The 23,758-nt window shown below is 62.3% G+C and carries 28 protein-coding genes; 26 read left to right on the plus strand and 2 right to left on the minus strand.

Features of this window, described 5'->3' with window-relative positions; genetic code table 11:
• Window positions 1-211 precede the first annotated feature (211 nt).
• The 18 genes from AC1PUL_RS04950 (at window position 212) to AC1PUL_RS05035 (ending at window position 15,744) form a co-directional block, all read left to right on the plus strand.
• Window positions 212-1,216, plus strand: coding sequence for a phage protease (locus AC1PUL_RS04950; protein ID WP_480466901.1), 1,005 nt, complete (start codon window positions 212-214; stop codon window positions 1,214-1,216).
• Between the two features lie 26 nt (window positions 1,217-1,242).
• Window positions 1,243-1,647, plus strand: coding sequence for a hypothetical protein (locus AC1PUL_RS04955; protein ID WP_480466902.1), 405 nt, complete (start codon window positions 1,243-1,245; stop codon window positions 1,645-1,647).
• Between the two features lie 22 nt (window positions 1,648-1,669).
• Complete coding sequence (locus AC1PUL_RS04960; protein WP_480466903.1) at window positions 1,670-2,566, plus strand: Mu-like prophage major head subunit gpT family protein; 897 nt, start codon at window positions 1,670-1,672, stop codon at window positions 2,564-2,566.
• A gap of 124 nt (window positions 2,567-2,690) precedes the next feature.
• Window positions 2,691-3,230 (plus strand): hypothetical protein, encoded by a 540-nt coding sequence (locus tag AC1PUL_RS04965; RefSeq protein WP_480466904.1) that lies wholly within the window; start codon window positions 2,691-2,693, stop codon window positions 3,228-3,230.
• A 178-nt stretch (window positions 3,231-3,408) separates the two neighbouring features.
• The gene (locus AC1PUL_RS04970; RefSeq protein WP_480466905.1) at window positions 3,409-3,870 is read left to right on the plus strand and encodes a gp436 family protein; all 462 of its coding nucleotides are present in this window, start codon (window positions 3,409-3,411) and stop codon (window positions 3,868-3,870) included.
• Window positions 3,867-4,349: a phage virion morphogenesis protein gene (locus AC1PUL_RS04975; protein WP_480466907.1), complete on the plus strand. Its 483-nt coding sequence runs from the start codon at window positions 3,867-3,869 to the stop codon at window positions 4,347-4,349. Before AC1PUL_RS04970 ends, AC1PUL_RS04975 begins: the two co-directional genes overlap by 4 nt.
• Complete coding sequence (locus AC1PUL_RS04980) at window positions 4,346-4,975, plus strand: hypothetical protein (RefSeq protein ID WP_480466908.1); 630 nt, start codon at window positions 4,346-4,348, stop codon at window positions 4,973-4,975. The genes AC1PUL_RS04975 and AC1PUL_RS04980 overlap by 4 nt, the downstream gene beginning before the upstream one ends.
• Window positions 4,968-5,507, plus strand: coding sequence for a phage baseplate protein (locus AC1PUL_RS04985; RefSeq protein ID WP_480466910.1), 540 nt, complete (start codon window positions 4,968-4,970; stop codon window positions 5,505-5,507). The genes AC1PUL_RS04980 and AC1PUL_RS04985 overlap by 8 nt, the downstream gene beginning before the upstream one ends.
• Window positions 5,508-5,517: 10 nt before the next feature.
• On the plus strand, window positions 5,518-5,826 hold the full coding sequence (locus AC1PUL_RS04990) for a hypothetical protein (protein ID WP_480466912.1): 309 nt from the start codon (window positions 5,518-5,520) through the stop codon (window positions 5,824-5,826).
• A gap of 26 nt (window positions 5,827-5,852) precedes the next feature.
• Window positions 5,853-6,251, plus strand: a complete 399-nt coding sequence (locus tag AC1PUL_RS04995) for a GPW/gp25 family protein (protein WP_480466913.1) — start codon at window positions 5,853-5,855, stop codon at window positions 6,249-6,251.
• Window positions 6,251-7,123, plus strand: a complete 873-nt coding sequence (locus AC1PUL_RS05000) for a baseplate assembly protein (protein ID WP_480466915.1) — start codon at window positions 6,251-6,253, stop codon at window positions 7,121-7,123. The genes AC1PUL_RS04995 and AC1PUL_RS05000 overlap by 1 nt, the downstream gene beginning before the upstream one ends.
• Window positions 7,120-8,283, plus strand: a complete 1,164-nt coding sequence (locus tag AC1PUL_RS05005) for a phage tail protein (protein WP_480466916.1) — start codon at window positions 7,120-7,122, stop codon at window positions 8,281-8,283. The genes AC1PUL_RS05000 and AC1PUL_RS05005 overlap by 4 nt, the downstream gene beginning before the upstream one ends.
• Complete coding sequence (locus AC1PUL_RS05010) at window positions 8,283-11,480, plus strand: DUF4815 domain-containing protein (protein ID WP_480466917.1); 3,198 nt, start codon at window positions 8,283-8,285, stop codon at window positions 11,478-11,480. Before AC1PUL_RS05005 ends, AC1PUL_RS05010 begins: the two co-directional genes overlap by 1 nt.
• 11 nt (window positions 11,481-11,491) lie before the next feature.
• On the plus strand, window positions 11,492-12,784 hold the full coding sequence (locus AC1PUL_RS05015; RefSeq protein ID WP_480466919.1) for a phage tail fiber repeat family protein: 1,293 nt from the start codon (window positions 11,492-11,494) through the stop codon (window positions 12,782-12,784).
• A gap of 1 nt (window position 12,785) precedes the next feature.
• Window positions 12,786-13,208, plus strand: coding sequence for a hypothetical protein (locus tag AC1PUL_RS05020; protein WP_480466921.1), 423 nt, complete (start codon window positions 12,786-12,788; stop codon window positions 13,206-13,208).
• 140 nt (window positions 13,209-13,348) lie between these two features.
• Entirely contained in the window at window positions 13,349-14,605 is a 1,257-nt protein-coding gene (locus tag AC1PUL_RS05025) for a phage tail sheath family protein (protein WP_480466922.1), read from the plus strand.
• Window positions 14,606-14,618: 13 nt separating this feature from the next.
• Window positions 14,619-15,164, plus strand: a complete 546-nt coding sequence (locus tag AC1PUL_RS05030) for a phage major tail tube protein (protein WP_480466923.1) — start codon at window positions 14,619-14,621, stop codon at window positions 15,162-15,164.
• Between the two features lie 145 nt (window positions 15,165-15,309).
• Window positions 15,310-15,744, plus strand: coding sequence for a hypothetical protein (locus AC1PUL_RS05035; protein WP_480466924.1), 435 nt, complete (start codon window positions 15,310-15,312; stop codon window positions 15,742-15,744).
• Between the two features lie 136 nt (window positions 15,745-15,880).
• Here the strand turns inward: AC1PUL_RS05035 and AC1PUL_RS05040 are convergent, their stop codons facing one another.
• Window positions 15,881-16,375, minus strand: coding sequence for a hypothetical protein (locus AC1PUL_RS05040; RefSeq protein WP_480466926.1), 495 nt, complete (start codon window positions 16,373-16,375; stop codon window positions 15,881-15,883).
• A gap of 21 nt (window positions 16,376-16,396) precedes the next feature.
• Between AC1PUL_RS05040 and AC1PUL_RS05045 the strand changes: the two genes are divergently transcribed.
• The 8 genes from AC1PUL_RS05045 (at window position 16,397) to AC1PUL_RS05080 (ending at window position 22,419) form a co-directional block, all read left to right on the plus strand.
• Entirely contained in the window at window positions 16,397-17,971 is a 1,575-nt protein-coding gene (locus AC1PUL_RS05045; protein WP_480466927.1) for a phage tail tape measure protein, read from the plus strand.
• Window positions 17,968-18,435 carry a phage tail protein gene (locus tag AC1PUL_RS05050; RefSeq protein ID WP_480466928.1) on the plus strand — a complete coding sequence of 156 codons (468 nt, stop codon included), beginning with the start codon at window positions 17,968-17,970 and terminating at the stop codon, window positions 18,433-18,435. The genes AC1PUL_RS05045 and AC1PUL_RS05050 overlap by 4 nt, the downstream gene beginning before the upstream one ends.
• Window positions 18,432-18,653 (plus strand): tail protein X, encoded by a 222-nt coding sequence (locus AC1PUL_RS05055; RefSeq protein WP_480466930.1) that lies wholly within the window; start codon window positions 18,432-18,434, stop codon window positions 18,651-18,653. The genes AC1PUL_RS05050 and AC1PUL_RS05055 overlap by 4 nt, the downstream gene beginning before the upstream one ends.
• 3 nt (window positions 18,654-18,656) lie before the next feature.
• Window positions 18,657-19,655 (plus strand): phage late control D family protein, encoded by a 999-nt coding sequence (locus tag AC1PUL_RS05060; protein WP_480466932.1) that lies wholly within the window; start codon window positions 18,657-18,659, stop codon window positions 19,653-19,655.
• Between the two features lie 293 nt (window positions 19,656-19,948).
• Window positions 19,949-20,242 carry a hypothetical protein gene (locus tag AC1PUL_RS05065; RefSeq protein ID WP_480466934.1) on the plus strand — a complete coding sequence of 98 codons (294 nt, stop codon included), beginning with the start codon at window positions 19,949-19,951 and terminating at the stop codon, window positions 20,240-20,242.
• Window positions 20,239-21,534 (plus strand): hypothetical protein, encoded by a 1,296-nt coding sequence (locus AC1PUL_RS05070; RefSeq protein WP_480466935.1) that lies wholly within the window; start codon window positions 20,239-20,241, stop codon window positions 21,532-21,534. The genes AC1PUL_RS05065 and AC1PUL_RS05070 overlap by 4 nt, the downstream gene beginning before the upstream one ends.
• 1 nt (window position 21,535) lies before the next feature.
• On the plus strand, window positions 21,536-21,934 hold the full coding sequence (locus tag AC1PUL_RS05075) for a hypothetical protein (protein ID WP_480466937.1): 399 nt from the start codon (window positions 21,536-21,538) through the stop codon (window positions 21,932-21,934).
• Window positions 21,931-22,419: a transglutaminase-like cysteine peptidase gene (locus tag AC1PUL_RS05080; RefSeq protein ID WP_480466939.1), complete on the plus strand. Its 489-nt coding sequence runs from the start codon at window positions 21,931-21,933 to the stop codon at window positions 22,417-22,419. The genes AC1PUL_RS05075 and AC1PUL_RS05080 overlap by 4 nt, the downstream gene beginning before the upstream one ends.
• 240 nt (window positions 22,420-22,659) lie before the next feature.
• Here the strand turns inward: AC1PUL_RS05080 and AC1PUL_RS05085 are convergent, their stop codons facing one another.
• Entirely contained in the window at window positions 22,660-23,754 is a 1,095-nt protein-coding gene (locus AC1PUL_RS05085) for a tyrosine-type recombinase/integrase (protein ID WP_480466941.1), read from the minus strand.
• Window positions 23,755-23,758: the final 4 nt, after the last annotated feature.

Raw genomic sequence — 23,758 nt, forward strand, 5'->3', positions numbered from 1 at the left:
AGCCCCTCTGACGGGCGGTGAGCCGTGCCCGACCCTTAAAACGCGTCCACGGGCTTTGAAGAGGCTTCGAAAACGGATCGGGGCTTGATCCCATCCCCCGCTCGGGGTTAGATGCGCGCATGTGAGGCGAACGGCCCGTCAACGGCCTCCTTCGTGGCAGGCTGACAGATGTCAGCCTCAGGGCGGGCGTGAATGGTGGCAGTTTGCCGCCATGTTCACGAAACCCCAGACACTCATCCTATCGACGCTTGCTCCCGCTGTCCCCGGCATCGCCGAGGCCATGACCGGTCTGACGGTGCTCGACGCCTACCTGGCCGATCCGACCGCCGCTGCCAGCCAAGCCGGCCCGGAATGGATCAAGGTCACGCCGCGCGGCAAGTTCACGGCACGCGACGGTCGCGTCTTCGATGTGGATCCCGAGCTGCTCGCCGCCCGCTTCGTCCAGGACGGTGTCGATCTTCCCGTCGATATCGACCATGCGACGGTGAAGAAGGCGATGTTCGGCGAGGCAGCTCCGGCTGTCGGCTGGATCTCGAAGCTCGAAGCCCGCGCCGATGGCCTTTATGGCAAGGTCGAGTGGCTGGCCGAAGGCCTTGCTGTGCTCGCTGCCCGCACCCACCGCTACATTTCACCCACACTGAAACACGACGAGAACGGCAAGGCCTTCTGGCTGCATTCGGCCGCGCTCGTTGCTGCGCCGGCTGCTGCGATGGCGGCCGTCGCATCGGCTGACCTTTCAACCTCTGAGGATCCCAAAATGCTGAAAGCCATTGCCGCCGCCCTCGGCCTTTCCGAGGACGCGTCCGAGGCCTCGTGCCTATCTGCCGTCACCAACCTGAAAGCCCGCATCGACCCTCAGGTTCATCAGGCCGCACTCGACCAGATCAAGACTTTGTCGGCCGATCTCGATGCCCGCAATGCTGCCGATCACAAGGCCAAGGTCGATGGGCTGCTCGAAGACGCGCTGAAGGCGAAGAAGATCGTGCCGGCGCAGCGCGACCGGTATGCCGCGCTCTGCGCCACGCCGGAGGGTCTCGCCCAGGTCACGGCGCTGTTCGCCACCATGACCGCGACGCTCAGCGCCTCCGGCCTCGACGAAAAGCAGCCCGCCGACAAGGTCTCGACGCTCTCGGCCGAGGATCGTGAGGTCATGAAGATGCTCGGCATCTCCGAAGACGACTACCGCAAGGCCAACGGCCTGACGGCTGCTGCCTGAACCCCTGAAACCTGCTGGAGACAAAGATGACCGCTCTTAGCCAGGCCCGCCCCGTCGTCCAGATCGAGGGCCGCCAGTCCAACCCACCCGTCAAGGGTGGCACCACCATCTACCAGGGCGGCCTCGTCGTCATGGACAACGGCCTGGCTGTGCCAGGGCGCACGGCAACCGGGCTGATCGCCATCGGTATTGCACAGCAGACCGTCGTCAACTCCGGTGCTGACGGCGCCAAGAAGGTTCCGATCGAGCGCGGCTGCTTCAAGTTCGCGAACCTCGGCGCCGACGCTGTCACCGCAGCCGATATCGGCAAGGATTGCTTCATCGTCGATGATCAGACGGTGGCCAAGACTTCCGCCACGAACACCCGCTCGATCGCGGGCAAGGTCATCGAAGTCGAGGCTGACGGCGTCTTCGTCCGCGTCGGCAACTAACGCCCGAAAGGACCAGAACCCAATGGCACGAGTTATCACAGCCGCCCTGCTGGATGCAGCACTTCGCGGTTACAAAACGATCTACCAGGGCGCCTTCGCAGCCGCTCCTTCCATGTATGCCTCCGTCTCGACGATCGTCACCTCGACGACCCGCGAGGAGATCTACTCCTGGCTTGGCGACATGCCGAAGATGCGTGAGTGGATCGGCGATCGCCGCGTCAAGCAGCTCGCCGCCAAGGGCTACAGCATCACGAACCGCAAGTTCGAGATGACCATCGCCGTCGAGCGTGACGACATCGAAGACGACAAGCTCTCCCTCTACAATTCCCGTTTCCAGATGATGGGCCAGTCGGCCGCGCAGCACCCGGACGAGATCGTGTTCGAGCTGATCAACGGCGGCTTCACCACGCTCTGCTACGACGGTCAGAACTTCTTCGATACCGACCATCCTGTCGGCCAGCCTGGTCAGGAGACGTCTGTCTCCAACATGCAGGCTGGCTCCGGCGAGATCTGGATCCTGGCCGATCTGTCTCGCCCCCTGAAGCCGTTCATTTTCCAGAAGCGCCGTGACTACGAGTTCACGACCAAGGAAGACGGCCGGACGTCCGATCATGTGTTCATGAAGGACCAGTATCTCTACGGCGTGGATGCGCGTGTCGCCGCCGGCTTCGGCTTCTGGCAGATGGCCTTCGGTTCCAAGGCCGAGCTGACGTCGGCGAACCTCCGGGCTGCCTATACTGCCATGACCGAGTTCAAGGACGACGAAGGCCGGAAGCTCAATATCCGTCCGACCCACCTGATTGTGGGCAACACCAATCACTTCAAGGCGCGCGACATTCTCATGTCCGAGCAGGTGAACGGAACCACCAACACCGACCGCAACCTCGTGCAGCTGATGCACGCACCGTTGCTGGGCTGATCCACGAACCCTTGGGGGGTGCGGCGAGCGATCCGGTGGCCCGAGCGTTTGCGGGCCACCGGGTTTTCCGGAAAGCGGCAGGCCGTGCCTCTTTCCCGAAAACCCGAAGACCAGGAGAAACATGATGTCGAAGCGTTCCCAGGCAAAGCCGGCGATCAAGCCGAAGGCAGAAGAAACCTTGAACGGCTCGAACACGCTGCCGGCGCTGATCGAGATTGCCGAGGGCCAGGCACTGCAGATCGGCACGGTCGTGAGCTTCGCCCACACCTTGTCCGCTCTCGCTGTCGATGCCTGGAACGCGCTTTCCGAAGCTGAGCGGGATGAGCGCCTCAATACGGTGATTGCAGACATCAAGGTTGCCCACGCTGCGGATGCCCTGCCGGAAGATATCAAGGGCAAGCTGGTCGATCCTTCGACCGGCGCTCTGCTGTCCGGTGCCAGCGCGGCTCAGGAATTCGAAATGGTCGTTGCCGAGCAGGTGTTGATCGTCTCCGCGCCTGGTGGCCCGCGCCGTCGCGCCGGCTTCAGCTTTGGTCCGGTTCCGGTCGAGCTGCGTGCCGAGGATCTGGGCGATGATCCGGCTGCGGTCCTGGAAGCGCTGCGCGCGGATCCGCTGCTGAAGATCGACGGGCGCTTCGAAGAGCGCCCGGCAGACAACGACTGATCAGGAATACCGAGCGAAAGCATCCGGCGACAACGGTCAGGCCACCCGCCCAAAACTGAAACGGCGGATCTGATGACGGGAGATGCGAGTAGGCGAGGCCCGCGCGCACGGCGCCTGCAACGTCTGACAATGGACGTGACAGCCGGGAGAGACCGGCACCAAACTCCAAGAGGACGCCATGCAGCCTTACGCCACCATCGCAGACATCGAAGCCCGGTTCCGCGATCAGCTTACGCTGGTGGCGGCCGACGAGCAGACCGGCCTGCGCGATGATGTGCGCATCGAGAAGGGACTGCTCGACGCCTCGATCGAGATCCGCGGCATCCTCGCCGGCCGCTATTCGCCGGCCGAGCTTGCCAGCCTTGACGCCGACTCTCTTTCGCTTCTCCGGCTCTACTGCATCGACGTTGCCTTCTACCGGATCGCGCTCGACTTCTCGCGATCGACCGAGAACATCAAGGAGCGCTACGACCAGACCATCAAGCGGCTGGAACAGATCGCGGCCGGCAAGGGTGCGCTGACATCGAGCGCCCCTTCCGGCGGTGGCGACGCTACCGAGGCCGGCGACATCGGCCAGAATGAAGTCGTGCTGCAGGCGCCCGAGCGCATGTTCACCCGAGACCGGTTGGGCAGCATATGAGCACGTCCATCATCATCGACATTTCCGGCCTGGACGAAGCCTTCGTCCGCCTCCGCCCGATCTTCGAGTTCGAACCCACCGAGCTGATGACCGCGATCGGCGCGCTCGGCGATAGCCAGACGCGCCGGCGCATCGAAGAGGAAAAGACCGCACCGGATGGCACGCCCTGGCTGCCCAACACGCAGCGGACGTCGATCCTGATGGAGACCGGCCAGCACCTCCTGTCGTCGCTGGTCTGGACTGCATCCGCTGAGCAGGCCGAATGGGGCGCCACCTGGGAATATGCCCATGTCCATCAGGAGGGCATGACGATCGTGCCGAAGAACGGCAAGGCACTCGTCTTCACGCTCGGCGGCAACGCCCAGGTGATCCATGCGAAGAAGGTCACGATCCCGCCGCGTCCCTTTGTCGGCCTCTCCGATGACAACATCGAAGAGATCATCGGCGTCGTGACCGACCACTTCGGAGTGATGCAATGATCGCGCCGAAGCCACTCGATCAGCTGCTTGCCACCGATGCGCTCGGGCCGCTGCAGGCCGCGATCGTCTCGACGCTTGCCGCGCTCAATCCGGGCGTGACCGTCACGGCCCATCCGGGCAAGGTCGATATCTCGGAACTCCTCAACAAGACCGTCGTCAAGGCGCCCGGAATCGGCGTCGGCTTTTCCAAGATCAAGACCGGCCAGCAGGTGGACGGGCGCTTCTGGCTGGTGATCGAATGGGTCGCCTATGTGGTGGCCGAAGCCAAGGTCGTTGGCGCCAGGCGCGTCGAGAAGGAAGCCGTGGGTCTCGCGATCGGCGGGCGGGTGCTGGAGATCCTTGCTGATCTGGAGACCTCGCTCTGGCAGCGCTCCGGCGTCATGCCGCCGGAGACGACACCGCCGGCAGAGCTTAAACCCCTCTTCACGATCAAGGATCAGTCCCAGGGCGTCGCCTATTACACGGTGACCTGGACACAGATCATGGCGGATCTCGGCGGCAGCGTCTTCCCCGACCACGTCGGCCGCTACAACGAGGAGACCGGCCTGATCGATTATGACGAGGGCCGGATGATCAACGAGATTGGGCCGTGGATCCCGGCAGCCGAGGAGGCCGACGATGCGTGATCCCGTCGCCCTTGAACTGCGCCGGCAGATGAACCGCATCGAAGCGGCCGAGCGGCGCATGTCCATGGTGGTCCTGACCGGAAAGGTCGGTCCAAAGGATGCTGCAAAGCGCCGGCTGCGGCTGAAGCTCGGCAAGAACTCGAAGGGCGAGGACGTGCTCGGCCCGTGGATCCGCTGGCAGGAGGCCGGCGTCGGAGCGCTCTCGATCCACAGCGAGCCGGCCGAAGGCGAGCAGATGCTGATGATCTCGATGTCCGGCACCGTCGGCGCCGGGTCGATCGCGCTCCCGGCGGCCTTCGACCAGGACAACCCGTCTCCTTCCGATGCCAGCGACGAGACCGTGATGAAGCGGCAGTCGGGCAAGTTTCACCTGGTCGCGCCGGATGGTTTCCTCTTGGAAGGTCCGGTCGAGATCAAGGGCGACTTCCAGGCGCGCGACGGCAGCTTCCGCCACAACGAAACAAACGTGGGCGACGACCACGGCCACATATCCGCACCGCCGGGAGTGCCCGGCCCACCCTTGTCTTCCTGAGGAGATCACCATGGCCCAGACCAGCAGAGCAAAGACCAGTAGAACAAAGTCCACTCCGATCGACCCAGTCGAACCGGCTGAACCGACCGAGATCACGGCCGCAACGACCGGCGAAACGGATGGCGCCAAGACCTATGTGGTCACCGAGAAGGCACCCGCGCGGGTCGCCGGCAAGCGCGTGACCGCCGGCGAGAGCATCGTTCTCACCGACGACCAGGCGCGCGGCGAGCTGCTCGCGCTGCACATCCGTCCGGAGGGTGTCGAGCCGAAGGCCGACGCACCTGAAGGCGCTGAGAACAACGGTTCGAACGAAGCATAAAGACTGTTTGAAGGGCCTTTGAAACCATGGCAGGCGAGATCCGCTACCGGACAGGCATCAACGCACGGACAGGCCAGATCCTGACCGGCCCGGCGCATCTTGCCCAATCCTTGGCCAAGATCTGGCAGACCCGGCTCAGCACCCGCGTGATGCGCCTGACCTTCGGTGCAGATCTCCGCTCTGCGCTTTCCGAGGACCTGACGCCCTCGATCGCACTTCTGATCTACAACGAGATGGTGGCTTCCGCCGCGCGCTGGGAGCCGGAATATCTGATCACCCAGCTGCAGCTTGTGACGCTTCAGGAATCGGGAAAGCTCGGGATCCGCCACGGCGGGATCTACTATCCCGAGGGTCGCTTCGGAAACTATGGGCTTGCCGTCGATCTCGGCCTTCAGTCCACCACACCAACCGCGCTGGGGCTCTGATGGCGACGATCGACCTTTCCACCCTGCCGAAGCCGACCGTGATCCAGGAGCTGGATCACCAGGCGATCGTCGATCGCCAGCAGCAAAGGTTCCTGACGATCTGGAACGAGAAGCGGGCGATCTTCCCGGATCTGCCGGAATACTCGGTCGAGATGCTGGCAAGCGATCCCTTCGCCATCGAGAACGAAGCCGACAGCTATCGCGAGATGCTGCTCAGGGCCGAGATCAACGACGTCTTCCGGGCGACGCTTCTCTACTTCGCGAAGGACGCCAACCTCGATCACCTGGCTGCCTTCCTCGACGTGGTGCGCATGCCGGGCGAGAACGACGATCGCCTGCTGACCCGCGTGCTGCTCGCCGTCATGGGGCGCTCGACCGGCGGGCCGATGGAGCGCTATCAGTCGATCGCCATGGAGGCCGATATCCGTGTCGAGTGGGCTCAGCCCTATCGCAGCTTTCGCAGCCCCGTCGTCTACATCGCGATCTTCTCGACGGAAGCCGACGGCGTTGCGAGCACGGAGCTTCTCGACAAGGTGCGTGCTGCCCTGGCCAATCCGGGTGCACAGCTGGTCAACGACACCATCATCGTGCAGGCCGCCATCCGGCGCGTCGTCAATCTGACCGGGGACATCTGGATCCTGCCGGATGCGGATGATGCAACCGTCGCCCGTGCGATCGCCAATCTCCGCGCCGAGTGGGACAAAGAGCAGAAGCTCGGCCGGGATCTCACCCACGCCTGGGTGCTGTCGAAGCTGATGATCTCCGGCGTGCACAAGGTCGCGCTCGCCTCGTCGGCCGATGAAATCGCACAGCCGACCGAGGCCATCTCGATCGGCACCGTCAACCTCACGCTGCGCGGGAGGGCCTATTGACCTCGCTTCTGCCCGCCAGCTCCGACATCTATGAGCGCGTGCTCGAACAGTCCCGCGAACAGCGCTGGGCCGCTCTGAAGGCTGCCGTGCCGGCGATCCGCACGGGCAAGCGGATCTCGCCGGCACCCGACGTCCTGCCGTTCCTCGTCTTCGAGGACGGGCTTGGCATGCTGACCCCGTTCGTCTCCAACATCTACGAGCTGCTCGACGGCCGGGGCCGCGCCTGGATGCGCAAGCGCGGCACCTATGAAGCGGTCACGCGCGGTCTTGCCTTCCTCGGCCTGACCGCCTCGATCGAGGCGGCAGACCATCGCCGTGTCTGGTGGAATTCCGCCCAGCTTCGCTTTCCGGTTCTGCCTGAAAACGACAGCCCGCTGCTTGACCGGATAGAGGGCATCACGAAGCTTTCGCTGCCGTTCCGGTCGGATTTCCGCCGGGGCGTACACCAGTACGACATCGGCCCGGCGATCGGCAATGCGAGCCGGTTGAACAGCAGCCTGCTGGAGCATGAAAGCGGTACGCGGCTCAGGGCCGGTGGACCGATCTGGTCCTTCGGCCGCACCACGGAGATCGAGCACAGCCTGACCAAAGCCGAGGGTACGGCGATCGGCAACTGGCTGGACACGCCCGAAGACGGTGGGCTTGCCTGGGTGGATATGGATTACCCCTGGGTGACGGCAGATTTCGCATGGGCGGATGATCCGGTCACCCAGCGCGCCAAGCTGATGGCGGCCTGGTTCAACGGGCGGCTTTTCTATCTCAAGCTGATCGACGGAAATGGCGATGTCCTTGGATATCGTCGAGTCAAATCGAGCCATGCTGTATCGCCAAGCTTCGATGGTCCATTCATTTTCGGCGGCCAGAGATATTCCAAGTCGCCGGCTGGTCAGCTCGCCTATGTCGAGTTCATGACCGATTTCGGTGACTTCGATGGCGTCCAAATCGAAGCTGTCGAGGTCGTGAGTGATCTCGTCTTGGCTTCGGATGTCAAGCCAGGCAAGGCGATGCTCGGGCCTGAAGATGTGGTCAGGCAGGTTTCATTTCCCGCCGGTCGCTTCTGGATGGGTGCCGCTGATTTCCCGTCCTTCGCCCACCGAAAGGTAACATTGCCGCTTCGCAAAACGGTCCGCGAGCGCTTCAAATTCCTCGTGAGGTTCTGATGGCTTTCGAACACCCTTCCGGCCTGCCCTTCGCCTATGACCGCGCTCAGAGCCGGCCGGAGATCCAGCAGCTCATCTTTCACGGCCAGCAGGCCTATATCCAGACGTCTGAACTGACCGAGATGGGCACGATCGCCCGCAACCTGATCAAGCGGCTCGGCCGGGTCATCGTCAGTGACGGCGACCGCATCGAGCGCGGCGACGCCTTTGTCGATATCGACGCCGAGACCGTGACGATCGAAGCCGGCCGCGTCTATGCAGACGGTGATGTCTGGGATGTGCCGGGCCGCGTTCTCTCAGACGTGGCCATGACCGGCCGCACGGAGGTCGGCATCCGGCTCGTGACCACCTGGATCACATCGGAAGATGACCCGACGCTGCTTGGCCTGGTGCCGGGATCGGATGCCGAAGGCGAGCCGGGGGCGGCCCGCGAGATACGGAGCGCCACCTGGTCGCGGCAGGATGCGGATGAGCCGGGCCTGTTCTTCACGGTCTACACGCTGCAGGACGGGGTGATCCTCGACCAGACCGGGCCGAACATCCTGGCGCCGGCGCTGCAGTCGATCATCGAATATGACCGGCCGAACGGCAACTATATCGTCAGCGGCTGCCGCGTGACCTGGCTCGGTACCGATGCCGGCAAGCAGATCTTCTCGATCTCGGAGGGCGAGGCCAACATCAACGGCTACAAGCGCACCCGGCTTGCCGCACTCCGCCATGAAGAGCTGGAAGACTGGGACGAGCTGCTGATCAACGGCGAGACCCACACCTATCCCGGCGGCGCCTCGCATACCTTCGCGGTCGATGTTCCGCCGATCGGCGTCATCAACACCATCCTGCTCACCAAGCAGAAGACGGTCGCGGTGACACGCGGGGCGATTGCCAATGGCGCCGATGGCCTGCCGGATACCAGCGTGACCGAGATCATCTCGGTAACGCAGGGCGGAACCACCTATGTCCAGGGCACGGATTTCACGCGCGTGGGCAATACCGTCGATTGGGTGCTGGTCGGCGCGGAGCCGGCTGCCGGATCAACATATTCGGTTACGTACCGCTACCGGGCCAATGTCACGGCCGACGCCTTTACCGATCGCGAGATAACCGTCTCCGGCGGGGCGACGGGTGGCGATATCATCGTGACCTATACCAGCAAGCTGCCGCGCATCGACCGGCTCTGCCTGACCGAGGAAGGCGCACCGCTTTACATCAAGGGCATTTCCGCGCGCTCCAATCCGCGCCCGCCAGGCGCGCCGAGCGATGCGCTTAAGCTCTGCCAGATCCGCAACGACTGGATGTCACCGCCGGTGATCATTGTCGATGGTGTCGATGACGGCGTGCGCTTCCTGCCTGCATCCGAGATCGCGCGGCTCTATTACAGCCATCTCGACATGCTCCGGCTCTTCGGCCTGGAGCGGCTGAAGAACGCGACCGACGCCCGCGAGCCGGTGGCCAAGAAAGGGATCTTCGTCGACCCCTTCACCGATGACAGCTACCGCGATGTCGGCGTTGCCCAGACCGGCGCGATCTTCAACGGCATGCTGCAGCTCGCCATCGACCCGACCTTTTACGACACGACGCTGACCGCACCCGTCACGCTGGATGGCGTCGAGGAGGTGATCATCTCGCAGGAGCTGAAGAGCCAGTGCGAGAAGATCAACCCCTATATGAACTTCACCTTCCTGCCGGCTTCCATGGTGCTGCAGCCGCCGGTGGATTTCTGGACGGTGAGCCGGCAGCAATGGCTTTCGGCGCAGACACAGGAGTTCAATCAGGGGGTCCGCACGGATGGCGGCCCGCTGACGACCGTCAGCAGCGTCAACCAGCTGGTGGACACCCGCAGCGAGCTGATCGAGTTCCTGCGCCAGATTACGGTGGGTTTCACGATCGAGGGCTTTGCGCCCGGCGAGATCCTGGAGGAGCTGAGTTTCGACGGCGTGGATGTGACTCCTGTGGGCACGCTGACGGCCAATGCGAGCGGCGTGGTCACCGGCAGTTTCGTGATCCCCGAAAACGTGACGGCCGGTACCAAGACGGTCTTTGCCAGCGGCATGGGCGGCTCTGAGGCCACCGCGCTCTTTGCCGGCCAGGGCCGCATCGAAACCCAGATCATGCGCCAGGTGACGACCGTCAACCGGTGGACCGAGCTTCAGGTCGTGCAGCAGTTTCGCCAGAGCGAGCGCAGCTCCGATCCACAGGCGCAGCTCTTTGCCGTTCCCGAACTGCGCCAGATCATCGGCTTCGATTTCCACCTCTGCGCGATCGGCGACACCAGCAAGGATATCGTCGTCAACCAGGTCACTACCGCGAACGGCTATCCGACCGCCGACATCCAGGCGGAGGCCTTCGTCTCGATGGCCGGCGCTGTCGTCGGCTGGAAGGAAGCACGCTTCTCGCTCCCGGTCACGACCACACCGCAGACCCTGCACGGGCATGTCATCAAGACCGATGACGGCGATCATGCGGTCTCGGTTGCCAAGCTCGGCGGCTTCGATGTCGAGCTGCAGCAGAAGATCTCGCGGCACCCTTACGTGGTTGCGCCGCGCTTCTCCTCGGTTAACGCCCGGACCTGGACGGCGCATCAGGACGAGGCCCTGAGCTGGCGGGTCGTTGCCTTGACCTATCCGGTGACGACGAAGGTGGTGGAGCTTGGAAGCTTCGCGCTTGTGGATTGCTCCGATCTTCAGATCCGCGCCAGCATCGAGCTGCCCTCGGCCGGCTGCTCGGTCGAGTTCGAGATCGAGCGGACGAACGGCACGATCTACCGGCTCGCCGCCGGCCAGGTGCTGCAGCTCCCGGAATATCTGACGGAGACCGTCGAACTTCGGGCGGTGCTAAAGGGCACGTCGAAGCTCTCTCCGATCCTTTATGCGCCGGTGCAGCTCGTTGCCGGCAAGATCCACGAGGAGCTGACCTATGTCACGCGCGCCTTCGATCTCGGGGAGCTGGTGCGCGTGGCGAGCTACTACAAGGCGTTTCTGCCCGGGGGCTCTTCCGTGACCATGCACATCTCGAAGGACGGAGGCGCCTGGACGCTGATGCCGCTCGAAGACACGGAGCCGCTTGCCTTCCCGCTCTGGGTCGATCGCAAGCATGAACTGACCGGGCAGACGGCGACGACCTGCCGGCTGAGGATCACGGGCACCGGCGGGCCGGCCTCGCGCCTGCTGATCGGTGACTTCAGCGCAGCCGTCTTCTGAGGAGAATGACCATGGACCGGACACCCAACCTCAATCTCCCGATCCCGAACGAGAACGCGGATCCGCCGACGAAAATCAGCCAGCAGTTCCCGGACATTGCCCTGGCCTTCATGATGCTCGACACGATCATCCACACGCTGCAGAGCGTGGTGGCGGGCAAAGCCAACGCCGAACATAACCAGGCTATGTCAACGATCACCGGCCTGGTCGAAGCGCTGGCGGCCAAGATGCCGGCGAACGCGACCTTCTCGCTCGATGATCTGACGGATGTGCAGGGCGCGGCTGCAGCTGCGGTCAATTATGTCCTGGTGAAGAACGCCGAGGGCAATTGGGTTCCTTCTTCGGCGCTTGCTGCGGTCGGGGCACACGAGCATTCGATTGCCCAGGTCGTGGGGTTGTCCGCGCTCCTGGAAGACATCGCCGAGCTGCTTGCCACCAAGGCTGATAATGACGACCTGACCGGACTTGTCTCCGAAGGCGGCACGCAGACACTTTCGAACAAGACGCTGGCAGCGCCCGTGGTGAACGCGCCTCAAGGTGAGTTTCTTCGCGGTGTCGGGCGCGGACTGACCATGGCCAATGACGTGACAGATGCCAACAACCGCATCGTCTTCTCGACCGGCTCCTATCCCAGCGATGGCGCCACGCCGGCACTGATGACGCTGTCCAGCGCATTGACCAAGAGGCTGGATGCAAACTGGACTGTTGGCAACAATCAGGGCGGGCTGGATACAGGCTCCAAGGCGATCAACACCTGGTACTACCCGCATCTCATCCAGCGGTCCGACACGGCTGTCGTTGACGTGCTGCTCTCGGTCAATGCAACAAACCCAAGCCTGCCGGCGAACTACAACCGCAAAAGCCGGCTTCGCGGCGCGGTCAGAACCAATGCCAGCGGCAACATCATCCCATTCGTGCACATCGGAGACGACTATTGGTGGTCCAACCGTGCACAGGATGTGAGTGCTGCCGCGTCCAACTCGGCGCAGGTCGTTCAAATCTCCGTGCCGCCCGGTCGCAAGGTCATCGCGAAGCTGCTTGTGAAGCTGCAGATCAACCGCGACAACGCGCTCTTCCTGACAGCGAGGGTATCGGACCCCGACACCCCGGACGTGGCGCCATCAACCGATCATGACCCGATCCTGCAGTTCACGGGCGGGGTCGCAGGATCCATCATCACGCAGACATTTTACATGGAGGTGCCGACGAACGCCTCCGGCCAGATCCGGTATCGCTGCGGAAACTCCCAGACAGGGTCTTCCATTCAAATCGCAACACTTGGATGGCGCGAGGTTCGAGACTGATATGCCTTACATTCAACGATTAAACGGCACGATTGTTGGCGCGTTCACCTTCGAGCAGCCTGGACTTGCCGAGGAGTTTCTGGCCGAGGATCATCCGGAAGTCGTGGCATTCAGAACGCCGTCGGCTTCGCCCCCGCTCACCCAACCGCTTGATCGCCTGCGTTTCTGGCTGGCGGCGGCCTCGGTCCATATCTCGAAATGGGACATCCGGGACCGCATTGCTGCCATGCCGGACGAGACTTTCGAAGAGAGGCAGGCAAAAAGCGAAGCCATCGCGTGGTTCGAAGAAGCCAAGGTCTACCGCCGCAACGATCCGCTGCTGATCCGCTTTGCAAGCGAAGAAGGGATCAGCGCACAGGAACTCGACGCTCTCTGGATCTGGACCGTCCAGTCGGCACCGCCGATGCCAAGTCAGCAGGCTTGATTTTGCCGGTCGGGGAGGCCATGCTCCGACCATTCAAACTTTTTTCGACAATTGGAGCTGACTGCTGACAGCTGACAGCCGCAGATTTTTCGTGCTGTTGGCCACGGTTGCCTGAACCTAATGATAGGCAGGGATGACCGATGTCAGGCACCACGGATTTCGTCGGCGTACGCCAGTTTTCCAACCTTCGCAGCACCGTCGCCAAGATCGACACGCGCGACTCCACGGTTATTGGCGTGCCTCTGCCGGCGCCGCTCGCCGACAATGTGGCGTTTCCGATCGATGAGCCGGTTACGCTCTCGCTCGACAACAGCGCGCAGATCGAGCTGCTGGGGGCCGGCATCGCCAGGGACACGGTCAACCAGATCCTGTCGGAAGGCATCGTCACCGATCTCGCCTTCGTGCGCACCCAGCATTCGACGCTGACGGACCCGCAGGCAAAGCTCGAAGCCGAGATCAACTCCATCGTGGGCAGTGCCGGCGCCAAGACCGGTGTCTGGGCGCTGCTCGATGCGAAAAGCCACATCAAGATCGAGCCGGGCTGCATCATTGCACCTGGCTATATGGCGCACCGGCTCGACAATGCCGCCAATCCGATTGTCGCGGCCGCCCGCACGGTTGCCGACCGCATCATCGACTGCGTGGTGATCGCCGATACGCCTTCCAGCTCGACGGAGGACGCGATCGAATGGGCGGAGGATTTTGCCACCGCCATGAACGTCATCGGCATGTATCCCGGTGGCGTGGTCAATCTCGGCGCCGGCAATGTCACCCGGCCACTTTCGGCCCATGTCGCGGGTGCCATGGTGCGCCGGGACAAGGAGACCGGTGGGCCTTACAAGGCGTTCTGGAACCGCGCGCTCCAGGGTGTTCTCGCTCCTTCTGTGCCGGTCGGTTACACCGACGGCGACATCAATTCCGAAGCCAACCAGCTCGCCCAGGCAGGCGTCGGTTCGATCATCGAAGGCAATCTGCTCTGGGCGCCGTTCACCACGGCGACCGACCCGACGGTGAAGAGCTGGCGCTCGATCAAGAAGATCCGCACGCGCCGCGCCGTGCAGAAGGCGATGCTTCGCCCGCTGCGCCAGTATCTGGCCGAGGACATCACGCCGCATACGGTGGCGCTGGTCTATCGCGCGGCCGACCAGTTCCTCTCCGACCTGGTCACGCTCGGCGCGATCATCGATTACGAGCTGATCTGGTCGAAGTCTCTGAACCCGGCCTCGCTGCTGGAAGCCGGCGGTCTGCGCGTGAAGATGCGTTGGGCCGAGACGCCGGATCTGGTCGATCTGCAGCTCTACGACGAACCCATGCCGGAAGCCTTCGACCTGCTCGATGCCAACATCGCCGCAGCGCTCTCGCAGCTCGGCCTCTCGAACATCCGCGTCACGGCCTAAAGGAGACTGACCCATGGATCGCATCATCCGAGGCGCAAACTGGTACTGTGACGAGATCAACCAGCGCCTGCGTGCCGATGAAACCACGCTGCCGACGCTCACCCGTGAAATGATGAGTTTCGTCATGGGGGGCGGCTTCTTCGCCATGGAGCTGCCGGCCGAGATCCAGCCGCTCTCCTGCGAAATGTCGGTCAACGGTGTTCACGAGAACCTGAAGTCCCGCTTCGGCCGCGAGCCGGGCGACTGGACGACGATCACCTACTACGAGAACCTCCTGAACGTCTTCCCGACGAATTCGACCGGCGAGGTCGAGGGCGGCGGGCAGCCGCAGCTGACCGGTCGTGTCGTCTTCCTGAAGGGCCTGTTGAACGAATATGCCCAGGGCGGCGTGAAGGGCCAGAAATCGACCGGCGCCACCCGGCTGCGCTGGTCCTCGATCGTGCTCTACCACGACATCTTCAACGGCCAGACGGTTCACAAGTTCGATGTCCAGAACAACACGCTGATCATCGACGGCGTGAACTACACGGCCGAGCATAACCGACTGATCGCGGCCTGATCTTCGCGCCTGAGCGTCTGATCCCCTTGTGCTGGCCGCGCGACGCTGCGGCCGGCCTTCCTTTTGAAGAGGCTTTAAAATGACGTCGAACAGTCCTCAAAAAGCGACCATTTTCACCCCGCAGTCGAAGAGCGATCCCACCGATGTGAAGGTCGAGGAAATACCGCTGCCGCCTGCCGAGATGTGGGAGGAGCTGGACAACAGCGGCAAGGCGAAGACGGCGGCGGAACCGGAGAAGCGGCCCGTGAAGGCGGTGGACCAGGCGGCGGGCGACCGGCCGATCGCGGCCTTGAAGTTCCTGAAGGCTATGGAGCAATCAGTCGCCCTTGATTTTCCATTCGAGCATCCGGAGCTGGGTGAAATCGAGGCCGTCACCGTGAGACGCATGACGGTCGGGCAGATGGGCGACATTCTCGACCGCCGCGATCCGAAGTCTCCCGACCTTTTCGACATCTACGCGATCATGACCGGACTTGAGGCCGATGTGCTTCGGGGTCTTGAGGCTAAGGACGGCGAGCGGGTGACGGGGGTGTGCTTTGATTTTTTGCCCCCGTTGTTGCGGCCGGTCCCCAGGGACTGAACCGCGTCATCATTGATCTGACGAGGTGGCGTTCCGTGATGGCCCGAATTTCAAACAGCTTCTCGACCCCGCTCGACGCGCTTTCGCGGATGGCCTGGGACGAGGCGCTACTTTGGTACCCTGAAGCGCAATCCGTCTATTCCGAGACCTGGGGAAGAGCTCGATGACCAATATCGATGTAGCCCTCAGGCTTCGCCTTGATTATCAGAAGCGTGGTGCGGACGAAGCCGAGCGCGACCTGAAGGAAATCAAGCAGGCCGCCGACCAGATCGGGAGGTCTCGGGGCGGCGAGCAGCTCAACCAGGACATAAGGGCGATCGGACGCTCGGCCGATGATGCCAAGCAGAAGATTTCCGCGATCGGGACGGGCTTCAATGGTGTCGCCCAGGAGGCGCGCGAGGCAGCCACGGCTGTCGGTCGCATCAAGACGGAAGCCGACCTGGCGCGCGCTTCGATCGCCACCATGGACAACGGCGCATTCACCGGCCTGAAGACTGACGCGGCCAGTGCCAAGGCTGCCATTGCCGAGATCGGTGCGGCCGCTGACGCTGCTCAGAACAAGATAAGGCAGTTGCGGCCCGGCTACTCGACCATGACGACGGGCGGTGGACGTCTGATCGCTGACGGTCATTGGCGGCCCGCTGGTGGAATGATGACATCGGCCGAGGGAGCGCTTGATCAGTTCGGTGTTCCCCTGGCCTTGGGTGCCGGGGGTGCTTATCTGGCCGGCGCCGTCCCAGCCGGTGCGGCTGTGGCGGCGGGCGCTGCCGTCCGTGCCGCCGGAAACGATGAGTTCAGGCTCGATCAGATCCAGAACATCGGCGGCTTCACAGACGAGGAAAAGCGCCGCTATGACCAGATACTTGGGGCCATCGGTCCTCAATATGGTGTTGGGAAATCGGGCGCGATGGATGCTTTCGGCTCGCTGCTTGCCGGAGGTCTGAGTCACAGCGACGCTGCGGTGATGACGGAAGGCGTGCTTAAGTTTGCCAAGGCCTCGGATACGAACGTAGGTGACGCCGCCAACATGGCGACGGCCTTGCGCAACAACATGAAGATAGACCCGAAGGATTTGCCCGGCGTCTACGATTCAATCATTGTCGGTGGTAACGCCGGCAAGTTTGAAGTTGGCGATATGGCCCGCCACTTTCCGTCCATTCTTGCAGCCATGGCGGTGCAGGGTTCAACGGGGGCTAGCGGCGTCAACCTCGCGGCTGCAGTAACACAATCAATTCGCGAGAGGTCTGGATCCTCTGACCAGGCCAAGACATCCTTTGAAGCAGTCCTGCGCGACATGCTGGCCCCGGAGGTGACAGAGAGGGCCAAGGAAGACTATGGCCTTGATGCCTTTGCGGTGCAGGAAGCTGCTGCGAAGGAAGGTCAGGATCCCGTTCTAGCATTGATCAAAGCCTATCGAAAAGCTGTCGGCGGTGATCAACGCAAGATGCGCGACCTCTTCCGGAACGACGAAAGCTTCAAGGGATTGGCCGCCATCTTTGACGATCTCGAAGCGATAGAAGCGCTGATGGCCAGAATGAATGAGGCCCGAGGCACGGTTGATTCACAATACGAGAATGCGACCGACAACTTGAATTCTCAAGGCTCTCGCTTGAGCTCGAATGTCGGCCAGAACCTAAAAGACGCTGCTGCTCCGCTCCTCCCGTACTTGACGGGTGCAGCGCGCGCCATTTCTGAGGCCATGGAGCAGGCGCGAGATCAGCAGCAGAACGATCCGACTTCGATTGCTCCAAGCGGGGGCTTGATCCAAGAGGGCCTAAAACTCTGGCTCGAACACACTTCGTCCGGACGAAAGCAGCCCTCAGCCATAGAACGCTTCCTATGGGGCAGCGCCGCTGACCCCAACTTCAATTCCAAGGACCATTTCGGGATCAGCCTGAAGCCGTCCGCTCAGACCTCCATGGAGGGTTATCGGGAAGGATTCGCTGAGGAAAGCGCAAAGGCCGAGCAGGACGCGCAGTCGTTTGTCGATAGGATGAAGGCTCTTCTCGGGTTTACGGTGTCGCCGGTCATCTCTCCGACCTATGTGCCACCGGCCGGGGCTCCCTCGTCTCCGGCGCCGGGCCAGCAGTCGTCGATCTCGCCGAGCAACACCAACAATCTGACGATCAACTCCCCGAACGCCAAACATGCCGGCCGGCAGGCGGCGCGCGAGATCCAGCGCGCCCAGGCCCGCTCACTTTATGACACCGGCAGGAGGCCTGCATGAGCGCACTTCGGCCAAACGGCGCCCTGATCTCAATCGGCGGTGCGATCCTCTACACCGTGGGTCTGAACCCGCAGCGGATTGGCTATTCCTCGACCGCCCGCTTTCCCGTCCATCCGGTGCAGTCCGGCTTCAGGATGCAGAAGACGGGCGTGGATCCGGAGCGGATCATCATTGAGGCACAGACCTTCCCGCATGTCGTTGGTGGGCTCGATGCCTATGCGATCCTCAAGGCCTATCACCGGGCCCAGAACGTCGTTCCCTATATCCGGCTGCGGGGCAACTATCTCGGGGAATCGGGCGGGCTTTGCGTGATCGAGACGATCGACACGGACGAGGAGCGGCTCCATCCCTTCGACGGCGTTGGCCGCAAGGTCGATGTTTCGCTCGGTCTCATGCTTGTGCCGGCGACGGCAAGCCTGGGCGGAGGGATTGATATCGCCACGTTGGGAGGGCTGCTCGGATGACCTACACCGTAGCCTTCGGCGGAGAGCGCCTCGACCGTATCGCGAGGAAATTGATGCAGACCGAGCGGCAGGGCACGGTCGAGGCTCTGCTCGACGCCAATCCGGGTCTCGCGGCTTCCATCCAGTCCGGCATCGTGCCGGCCGGCACTGTCATCCGGCTTCCGGCCGTGTTCACGGCCAAGGTCGAAGAGACCACCTTCACGCTGGCTTGGGAGTGATCAATGCGCAAACCCGTCGTTCAGGTTATCGGAGAGCTGGGCAGCGATCTCGTGCCGGGCTGGGGAAGTGCGCTGATTTCGGTCTCTTACACTGACAACGAGGGCGGAGAGGCCGATGAAATCGAGCTGCAGTTCTCCGTCGCCCCGCCGTTTCCCGCGCCGCCGCCGAAAGGCCAGAAGTATCGGCTGCTTTATGGCTGGGAGGCATCGGCCCTGAAGGATGCCGGCATCTTCACAGCCCAGAGCCCAAGCCTGACCTTCGATGCGGAAAGTGGCTGGACGATGCTGGTCGTTGCCCGCTCTGCCGACTTTGTCGATGCGGATAAGGCGGCAGATGCTGAGCATTTCGAAGAGACGACGGCCGGCGAGATCTTCCGGAAGCTTGCCTCGGGCGTCGGCAAGAGCGCCCGCGTCCATCCGTCGATCGCCCGAATCGAGATCCCCTATCGCCTGCGGATGCAGCAATCGGCGGTGGGCTTTGCGCAGCAGCTCGCCGACGATCTGGGCGGCACCCTGAAGCTTGCCAACGGGCAATGGCTGATCACCGCCAAGAACAGCGGAGAGACGGCCGGTGGCTCGACCATTCCACCGATTGTCATCTCCGCCGATGAAATCATCAGCTGCGACCTGACGACCGAAGGACGGCCGGAGTTCGGCGAGATCCAGGCGAGCTGGTTTGACGAGGAGCAGGGCGTGTCCATCCTCGAAGTTGTTCCCGGCCTCGGCCAGGTGGCGAAGTTCCTCGCGCTGCATCCAGCTCCTTCGGCCGGCGAAGCAAAGCAAAGGAGCAGGGCCGAGGCGCTGGACATGGCGCGGGCTACGATCTCAGGCAGCGTCACGATCGAAGGGCGGCCGGAGGCTATGGCTGGGGCTCCCATCGTGCTTTCCGGCTTCGGCGGCTGGTCGGGCTCAGATCTCGTTGCTCCGACAGTTGTTCACACCTTCACCTTTGATGAAAGCGGCGGATGGCTGATGTCGCTTGAATGCGCTGCAAAGACCTAAAGAGGATCCAGATATGCCAACCAGACTGAACGTGACAAATACGACAGGTGAGGGAAATTCTTGGTCTCCCCCCGACGACTTCATCGTCCAGGTGAAGGCCCAGTATCCTCTTGCCGTTTTCGATGTACTGGGTCGGGTGGACGAAGCTGCTGACTGGATGCTGATGGGCTCCATCAGGCCAGAGGACAGTTTCGGCCGCTTCCCGAGGATGCCGTTTGTGAAAGTCGCTGTTCGAGAGAACAAGTCTGGTTCCACAGCTACCGCTTGGAGCGACATTTAGAAAGGTTTTCACCATGCCAGCAGTCACCAAAGGGGTTGTCTGCCCCGCCGGCCAGTGGACGGCCATTGCCACGAACGCGGTCAACGTCCTGGCGTCGCTTCGGACGATTGGGGTCGCCTACATCCGGACGGGGACCTCGACGCCTTCCACCGTGCCTGATCCTTCAGGTTCCGGAGCGGCCCTGGATTTCCTGAGCGTCAAAAGTGGCCAGCCGATCTCGCTGTCCGTCGATGAGTTCAATGCGATCAACGTCTATGCCTACCCATCCGGGTCCGAGGCGCTAACCTTTGAGGTCATATCGGAATGAGCGTTCTTGCCTTGGGGAATGCCAGGTTAGCCGTCGGTGGGATGAAGCTCGGTCTTGCCCCAAACAGGGGGCCTGCCTTCATACGTGGCGCGGCGGTCGATCTGCGCTTTGACATCGGCCGCTACCGTCTCAACGGCCAGTCCGTGTCGCTTGCCACCATCGACGCCTACCACTCCCGCGCCTCAAACTCCTGGGGCCAGAATGCGCAAGGCATCTGGCAGGAGTTTCCGACAGGTCAGATGGAGGTGTTTCCGGGGCTTGGTTATGATGGGCGGGAGGGGCATACGGTTCTCAATGCGAACCCGTTGAACCCGAGGCTGTGGAGCATTACTAGCGCCTCCGTTAGCGACGAGATCGGGACTTTTCTCGGCTTCTCTTCTGCACGTCGAGTTGCGACCGATGGAAACATCTTTTCCAACGTTCAAGCCTCAATTACGGGCGGATTGACAAGCGGCACCGTTTACGCCGTTCGCGCTTTGTATGTTGTAGGCTCATCAGGACGCGCGAGACTTATTGTCCGCAATGTTAGCGGCGGTGTCGAAAGCCGCCTTAATGGTGCAGCAGAGGCGCTGACTTCTGGATCAACCGCTGCTGGAACTTGGTCGAACATCGTCAACATCAACCACGGCGGCGGTATCTACGAAATCCAAGCGATTTTCACGGCGACGTCAACAGGCGCCTCGGCAATACTTGCGCTCGGTCCCGACAGCACCACCGCAGGTCAGGACGTCATCGTCATCGCTGGCCAGATCGTCCAGCGACCCTACCAAGTCCCCTTCGGTGTCGGCACGGTCGCAGCGGACACGCTGATTATCCCCGCAGCCGATGCAGGTATGGCGGTTAATCCGAGTGTGACCGGCGTGACGATGTTCTGGCGGGGGAGAACGTTCGCCTCTGCGGCAACCTTCGCAAACCTCTTGGATGTTCGTGCTGACAGCAGCAATCGTCTAGGCTTCTTCGTTCGAACCAATGGCACCATTGGCTTAACGGTGCAGTCCACAGGGAATAACATCACTCAGGGAAGCAGTGTTGCTGATCTTAGGGGGCAAGAGTTTACGGCACTCTTGACAGCCAGACCCAACGGGACGGCCTGGAGCAAAATCGCGACCCAAGCGCCTAGCACAACGCCTTGTGTTCCAAGTGGCATGGCCATGTCTGGCGTGGGGGTTGGTAACGAAGGTGGCGGCGGTGCCCCATCAAACCACATCACCCGCCGCGCTGGCTTCCTGCCGTTTGCCCTCTCCGACGCCGACGCGCTCGCGCTCTTCAACCAGATCAATCAGGGGCTTTGACATGATCGACCACCTCATCGTCACACAGACCGCCCCTGATCTTTCCCCGTTCGGTATCGAGGCATGGGACGGACCTAACCCCGTTTCCGGCACCTTCGAGGGCCACCGCGTGGACGTGATCCCGGTCACGATCTACCGCACCGAGGCCGCCGAAGAGACACCCGCCGAAACCGCTCCCGGCTTCTGGTTTGCAGTGCGCTCCTCCCAAGAGCTTTCCCTGCCGTGGCCCGTCGTCACGGTAACGGACAGTGACCGAGCAGATCTCGGCGAGCCTTTCGTTCTCAACGTGGGGGACGGCTGGACCTGGGAGCAACTGACGGGCCGCGTCTGGCCGGTATGGGCCGGGACCGAGTATCCGTTTGGGCCAAGCATGGGTCCACACATGCTGGTGCCCGAATGAGCTTCTGGTCCCGCTTCAGAAAGCCGAAGACGGTGACCGCCGCCAACAAGTCCGACGCCCCGCTGCAATGGCTTGTCTTTGCTCTACAGCATCCTCAGGAGTCCAGGCGGGGCACGGCTGATCCACTCGTCTATTCCGCCGGTCTGATGGCCACGCTGGACCGGATAAACCGGCAGGTGAACCGCTCCATCAAACCGGCCTCCGATAAGCGTGACGTCTGGACGCTGTCACCCCAGCAGGGTGATTGTGACGACTATGCCGTAACGAAACGGCATCTTCTGCGCAGGGCAGGGCTCAATGTCGGCGCTTTGCGGATCGCCATGGTGATCACATCCAAAGGCGAGCACCACGCCGTTCTCGTCGTCAAGACAAAGGCGGGTGACTTCGTGCTCGATAACCTCACCGACAAGATCCTGCGGTGGGATCAGGCCGGATTGAGACTGCTCAGAGTGCAGACCGCAGACCCTTCTGTCTGGGCGGCGTGATTCGAAGGGCTTTCACTCGATCTTCAAATGGGGTTTGAGAAGTGTCTCACGAACCTTTGACACATCGGTCTGAAAATAGTTTCTGCTGCAAAACCTTGCGTCAAATTTGCAGTTTTTCGCGGCGAGCTACAGTCTTCTAAGTGCTTGATTATAAAAGAAATGGTGGGCCCGGAGGGCCTGTGAAAGCCATGAGATTTCAACGGGCTGCATAGCGGTTCGCCACCATGGTTAGCCAGGTGGTTAGCCACGTCGCTTTTTGGAGCGGATATCGTTGGTCAGCCGCTTCATGGCGTCCGATGCCAGCCGCTCCTGCTCAGCGGCGCGGCTGTACAGTTCGGCATGGGCGATATCGTCATGACCGAGCGTTCCCATAAGCTGACGCGTCGACGCGCCAGTCTCCGCGAGCATTTTCCCCAGCGTCTTCCTAAGTCCGTGCAGCGTGCAGCCCTTCGGCATGCCTGCGCTGTGCGTCCAGTCGGCCATGCGGCCGGTCAGTGACTTCTCTGAGAAGGGCTCGCCGTATGCGGTCAGCAGCACCGTTTTCGCATCCGGCTTGCGTTTGATCGCCATCAGCGCCTCGCGCAGCATGGGGGTGATCGGCAGCACAAGAAGCTTGTCGCCCTTCTTGGTCGTCAGCGTAACATTGCCCTTCACGAAATCGAACCAACTCCATTCAAGGCGGGCGATGTCCGAGCGACGATTGCCAAGCCAGAGGGCGAGGGCATAGGCGGTGCGCGGCGTGGTGCCAAGCGCCCAGCGAGCCTCGAACATCTCCCTCTCCGCGTCCGTCCACGCACGCCAACCCTTGTAAGCGGGCTTATAGGCCAGCTTCCATGTCGGATCGCTCTCGATCCATTCTTCGTCCAGACCGACAACGATCATCTTTCGGAGCGCGACCAGGAGATGCTTCGCCTTATGCGGCGTGGCAGCAAATCGAGCGAGGATGGCCTTGACGTGACGGCGCTTTAGATCGGCGACGAGCATGTCGCCCCATAGTTCGGGGAAGTCAGGATCGACCGGCAGCTCCAGGAACTCTTCCGCGAGGTGAACATTCTTCGACCTGGTCGCGGGATCGAAGGCCAGCCATTCTGGCGACTGCTGGACCTTGCGCCATGCCGCTCTGAAGGATTCCGGTCTTGCGGCGCCGGGCATCGTGACGAGCTGCGCCTGCTTGATCGGTTGGCCCGTGGTCGCGGCCTCATAAGCCGCTTCGAACTCAGGATCTCCGGGGCTGCCCGGTATCGCTATCGTCTTTCCTTTACGGCGAAACCGCCACCGGAGTTTTCCGTGGCGGTCCTCATAGCACGACAGGTTCGGGCGCTTTTCTTCGATCATTGCA

It is taken from the genome of Rhizobium sp. P43 (assembly GCF_056730705.1).

Coding starts and splice junctions, on each gene's coding strand:
- AC1PUL_RS04950 (WP_480466901.1), top strand. CDS start 212: ATGTTCACGAAACCCCAGACACTCATCCTATCGACGCTTGCTCCCGCT.
- AC1PUL_RS04955 (WP_480466902.1), top strand. CDS start 1,243: ATGACCGCTCTTAGCCAGGCCCGCCCCGTCGTCCAGATCGAGGGCCGC.
- AC1PUL_RS04960 (WP_480466903.1), top strand. CDS start 1,670: ATGGCACGAGTTATCACAGCCGCCCTGCTGGATGCAGCACTTCGCGGT.
- AC1PUL_RS04965 (WP_480466904.1), top strand. CDS start 2,691: ATGTCGAAGCGTTCCCAGGCAAAGCCGGCGATCAAGCCGAAGGCAGAA.
- AC1PUL_RS04970 (WP_480466905.1), top strand. CDS start 3,409: ATGCAGCCTTACGCCACCATCGCAGACATCGAAGCCCGGTTCCGCGAT.
- AC1PUL_RS04975 (WP_480466907.1), top strand. CDS start 3,867: ATGAGCACGTCCATCATCATCGACATTTCCGGCCTGGACGAAGCCTTC.
- AC1PUL_RS04980 (WP_480466908.1), top strand. CDS start 4,346: ATGATCGCGCCGAAGCCACTCGATCAGCTGCTTGCCACCGATGCGCTC.
- AC1PUL_RS04985 (WP_480466910.1), top strand. CDS start 4,968: ATGCGTGATCCCGTCGCCCTTGAACTGCGCCGGCAGATGAACCGCATC.
- AC1PUL_RS04990 (WP_480466912.1), top strand. CDS start 5,518: ATGGCCCAGACCAGCAGAGCAAAGACCAGTAGAACAAAGTCCACTCCG.
- AC1PUL_RS04995 (WP_480466913.1), top strand. CDS start 5,853: ATGGCAGGCGAGATCCGCTACCGGACAGGCATCAACGCACGGACAGGC.
- AC1PUL_RS05000 (WP_480466915.1), top strand. CDS start 6,251: ATGGCGACGATCGACCTTTCCACCCTGCCGAAGCCGACCGTGATCCAG.
- AC1PUL_RS05010 (WP_480466917.1), top strand. CDS start 8,283: ATGGCTTTCGAACACCCTTCCGGCCTGCCCTTCGCCTATGACCGCGCT.
- AC1PUL_RS05015 (WP_480466919.1), top strand. CDS start 11,492: ATGGACCGGACACCCAACCTCAATCTCCCGATCCCGAACGAGAACGCG.
- AC1PUL_RS05020 (WP_480466921.1), top strand. CDS start 12,786: ATGCCTTACATTCAACGATTAAACGGCACGATTGTTGGCGCGTTCACC.
- AC1PUL_RS05025 (WP_480466922.1), top strand. CDS start 13,349: ATGTCAGGCACCACGGATTTCGTCGGCGTACGCCAGTTTTCCAACCTT.
- AC1PUL_RS05030 (WP_480466923.1), top strand. CDS start 14,619: ATGGATCGCATCATCCGAGGCGCAAACTGGTACTGTGACGAGATCAAC.
- AC1PUL_RS05040 (WP_480466926.1), bottom strand. CDS start 16,375: ATGACCGTCAGCGATCAGACGTCCACCGCCCGTCGTCATGGTCGAGTA.
- AC1PUL_RS05045 (WP_480466927.1), top strand. CDS start 16,397: ATGACATCGGCCGAGGGAGCGCTTGATCAGTTCGGTGTTCCCCTGGCC.
- AC1PUL_RS05050 (WP_480466928.1), top strand. CDS start 17,968: ATGAGCGCACTTCGGCCAAACGGCGCCCTGATCTCAATCGGCGGTGCG.
- AC1PUL_RS05055 (WP_480466930.1), top strand. CDS start 18,432: ATGACCTACACCGTAGCCTTCGGCGGAGAGCGCCTCGACCGTATCGCG.
- AC1PUL_RS05060 (WP_480466932.1), top strand. CDS start 18,657: ATGCGCAAACCCGTCGTTCAGGTTATCGGAGAGCTGGGCAGCGATCTC.
- AC1PUL_RS05065 (WP_480466934.1), top strand. CDS start 19,949: ATGCCAGCAGTCACCAAAGGGGTTGTCTGCCCCGCCGGCCAGTGGACG.
- AC1PUL_RS05070 (WP_480466935.1), top strand. CDS start 20,239: ATGAGCGTTCTTGCCTTGGGGAATGCCAGGTTAGCCGTCGGTGGGATG.
- AC1PUL_RS05075 (WP_480466937.1), top strand. CDS start 21,536: ATGATCGACCACCTCATCGTCACACAGACCGCCCCTGATCTTTCCCCG.
- AC1PUL_RS05080 (WP_480466939.1), top strand. CDS start 21,931: ATGAGCTTCTGGTCCCGCTTCAGAAAGCCGAAGACGGTGACCGCCGCC.
- AC1PUL_RS05085 (WP_480466941.1), bottom strand. CDS start 23,754: ATGATCGAAGAAAAGCGCCCGAACCTGTCGTGCTATGAGGACCGCCAC.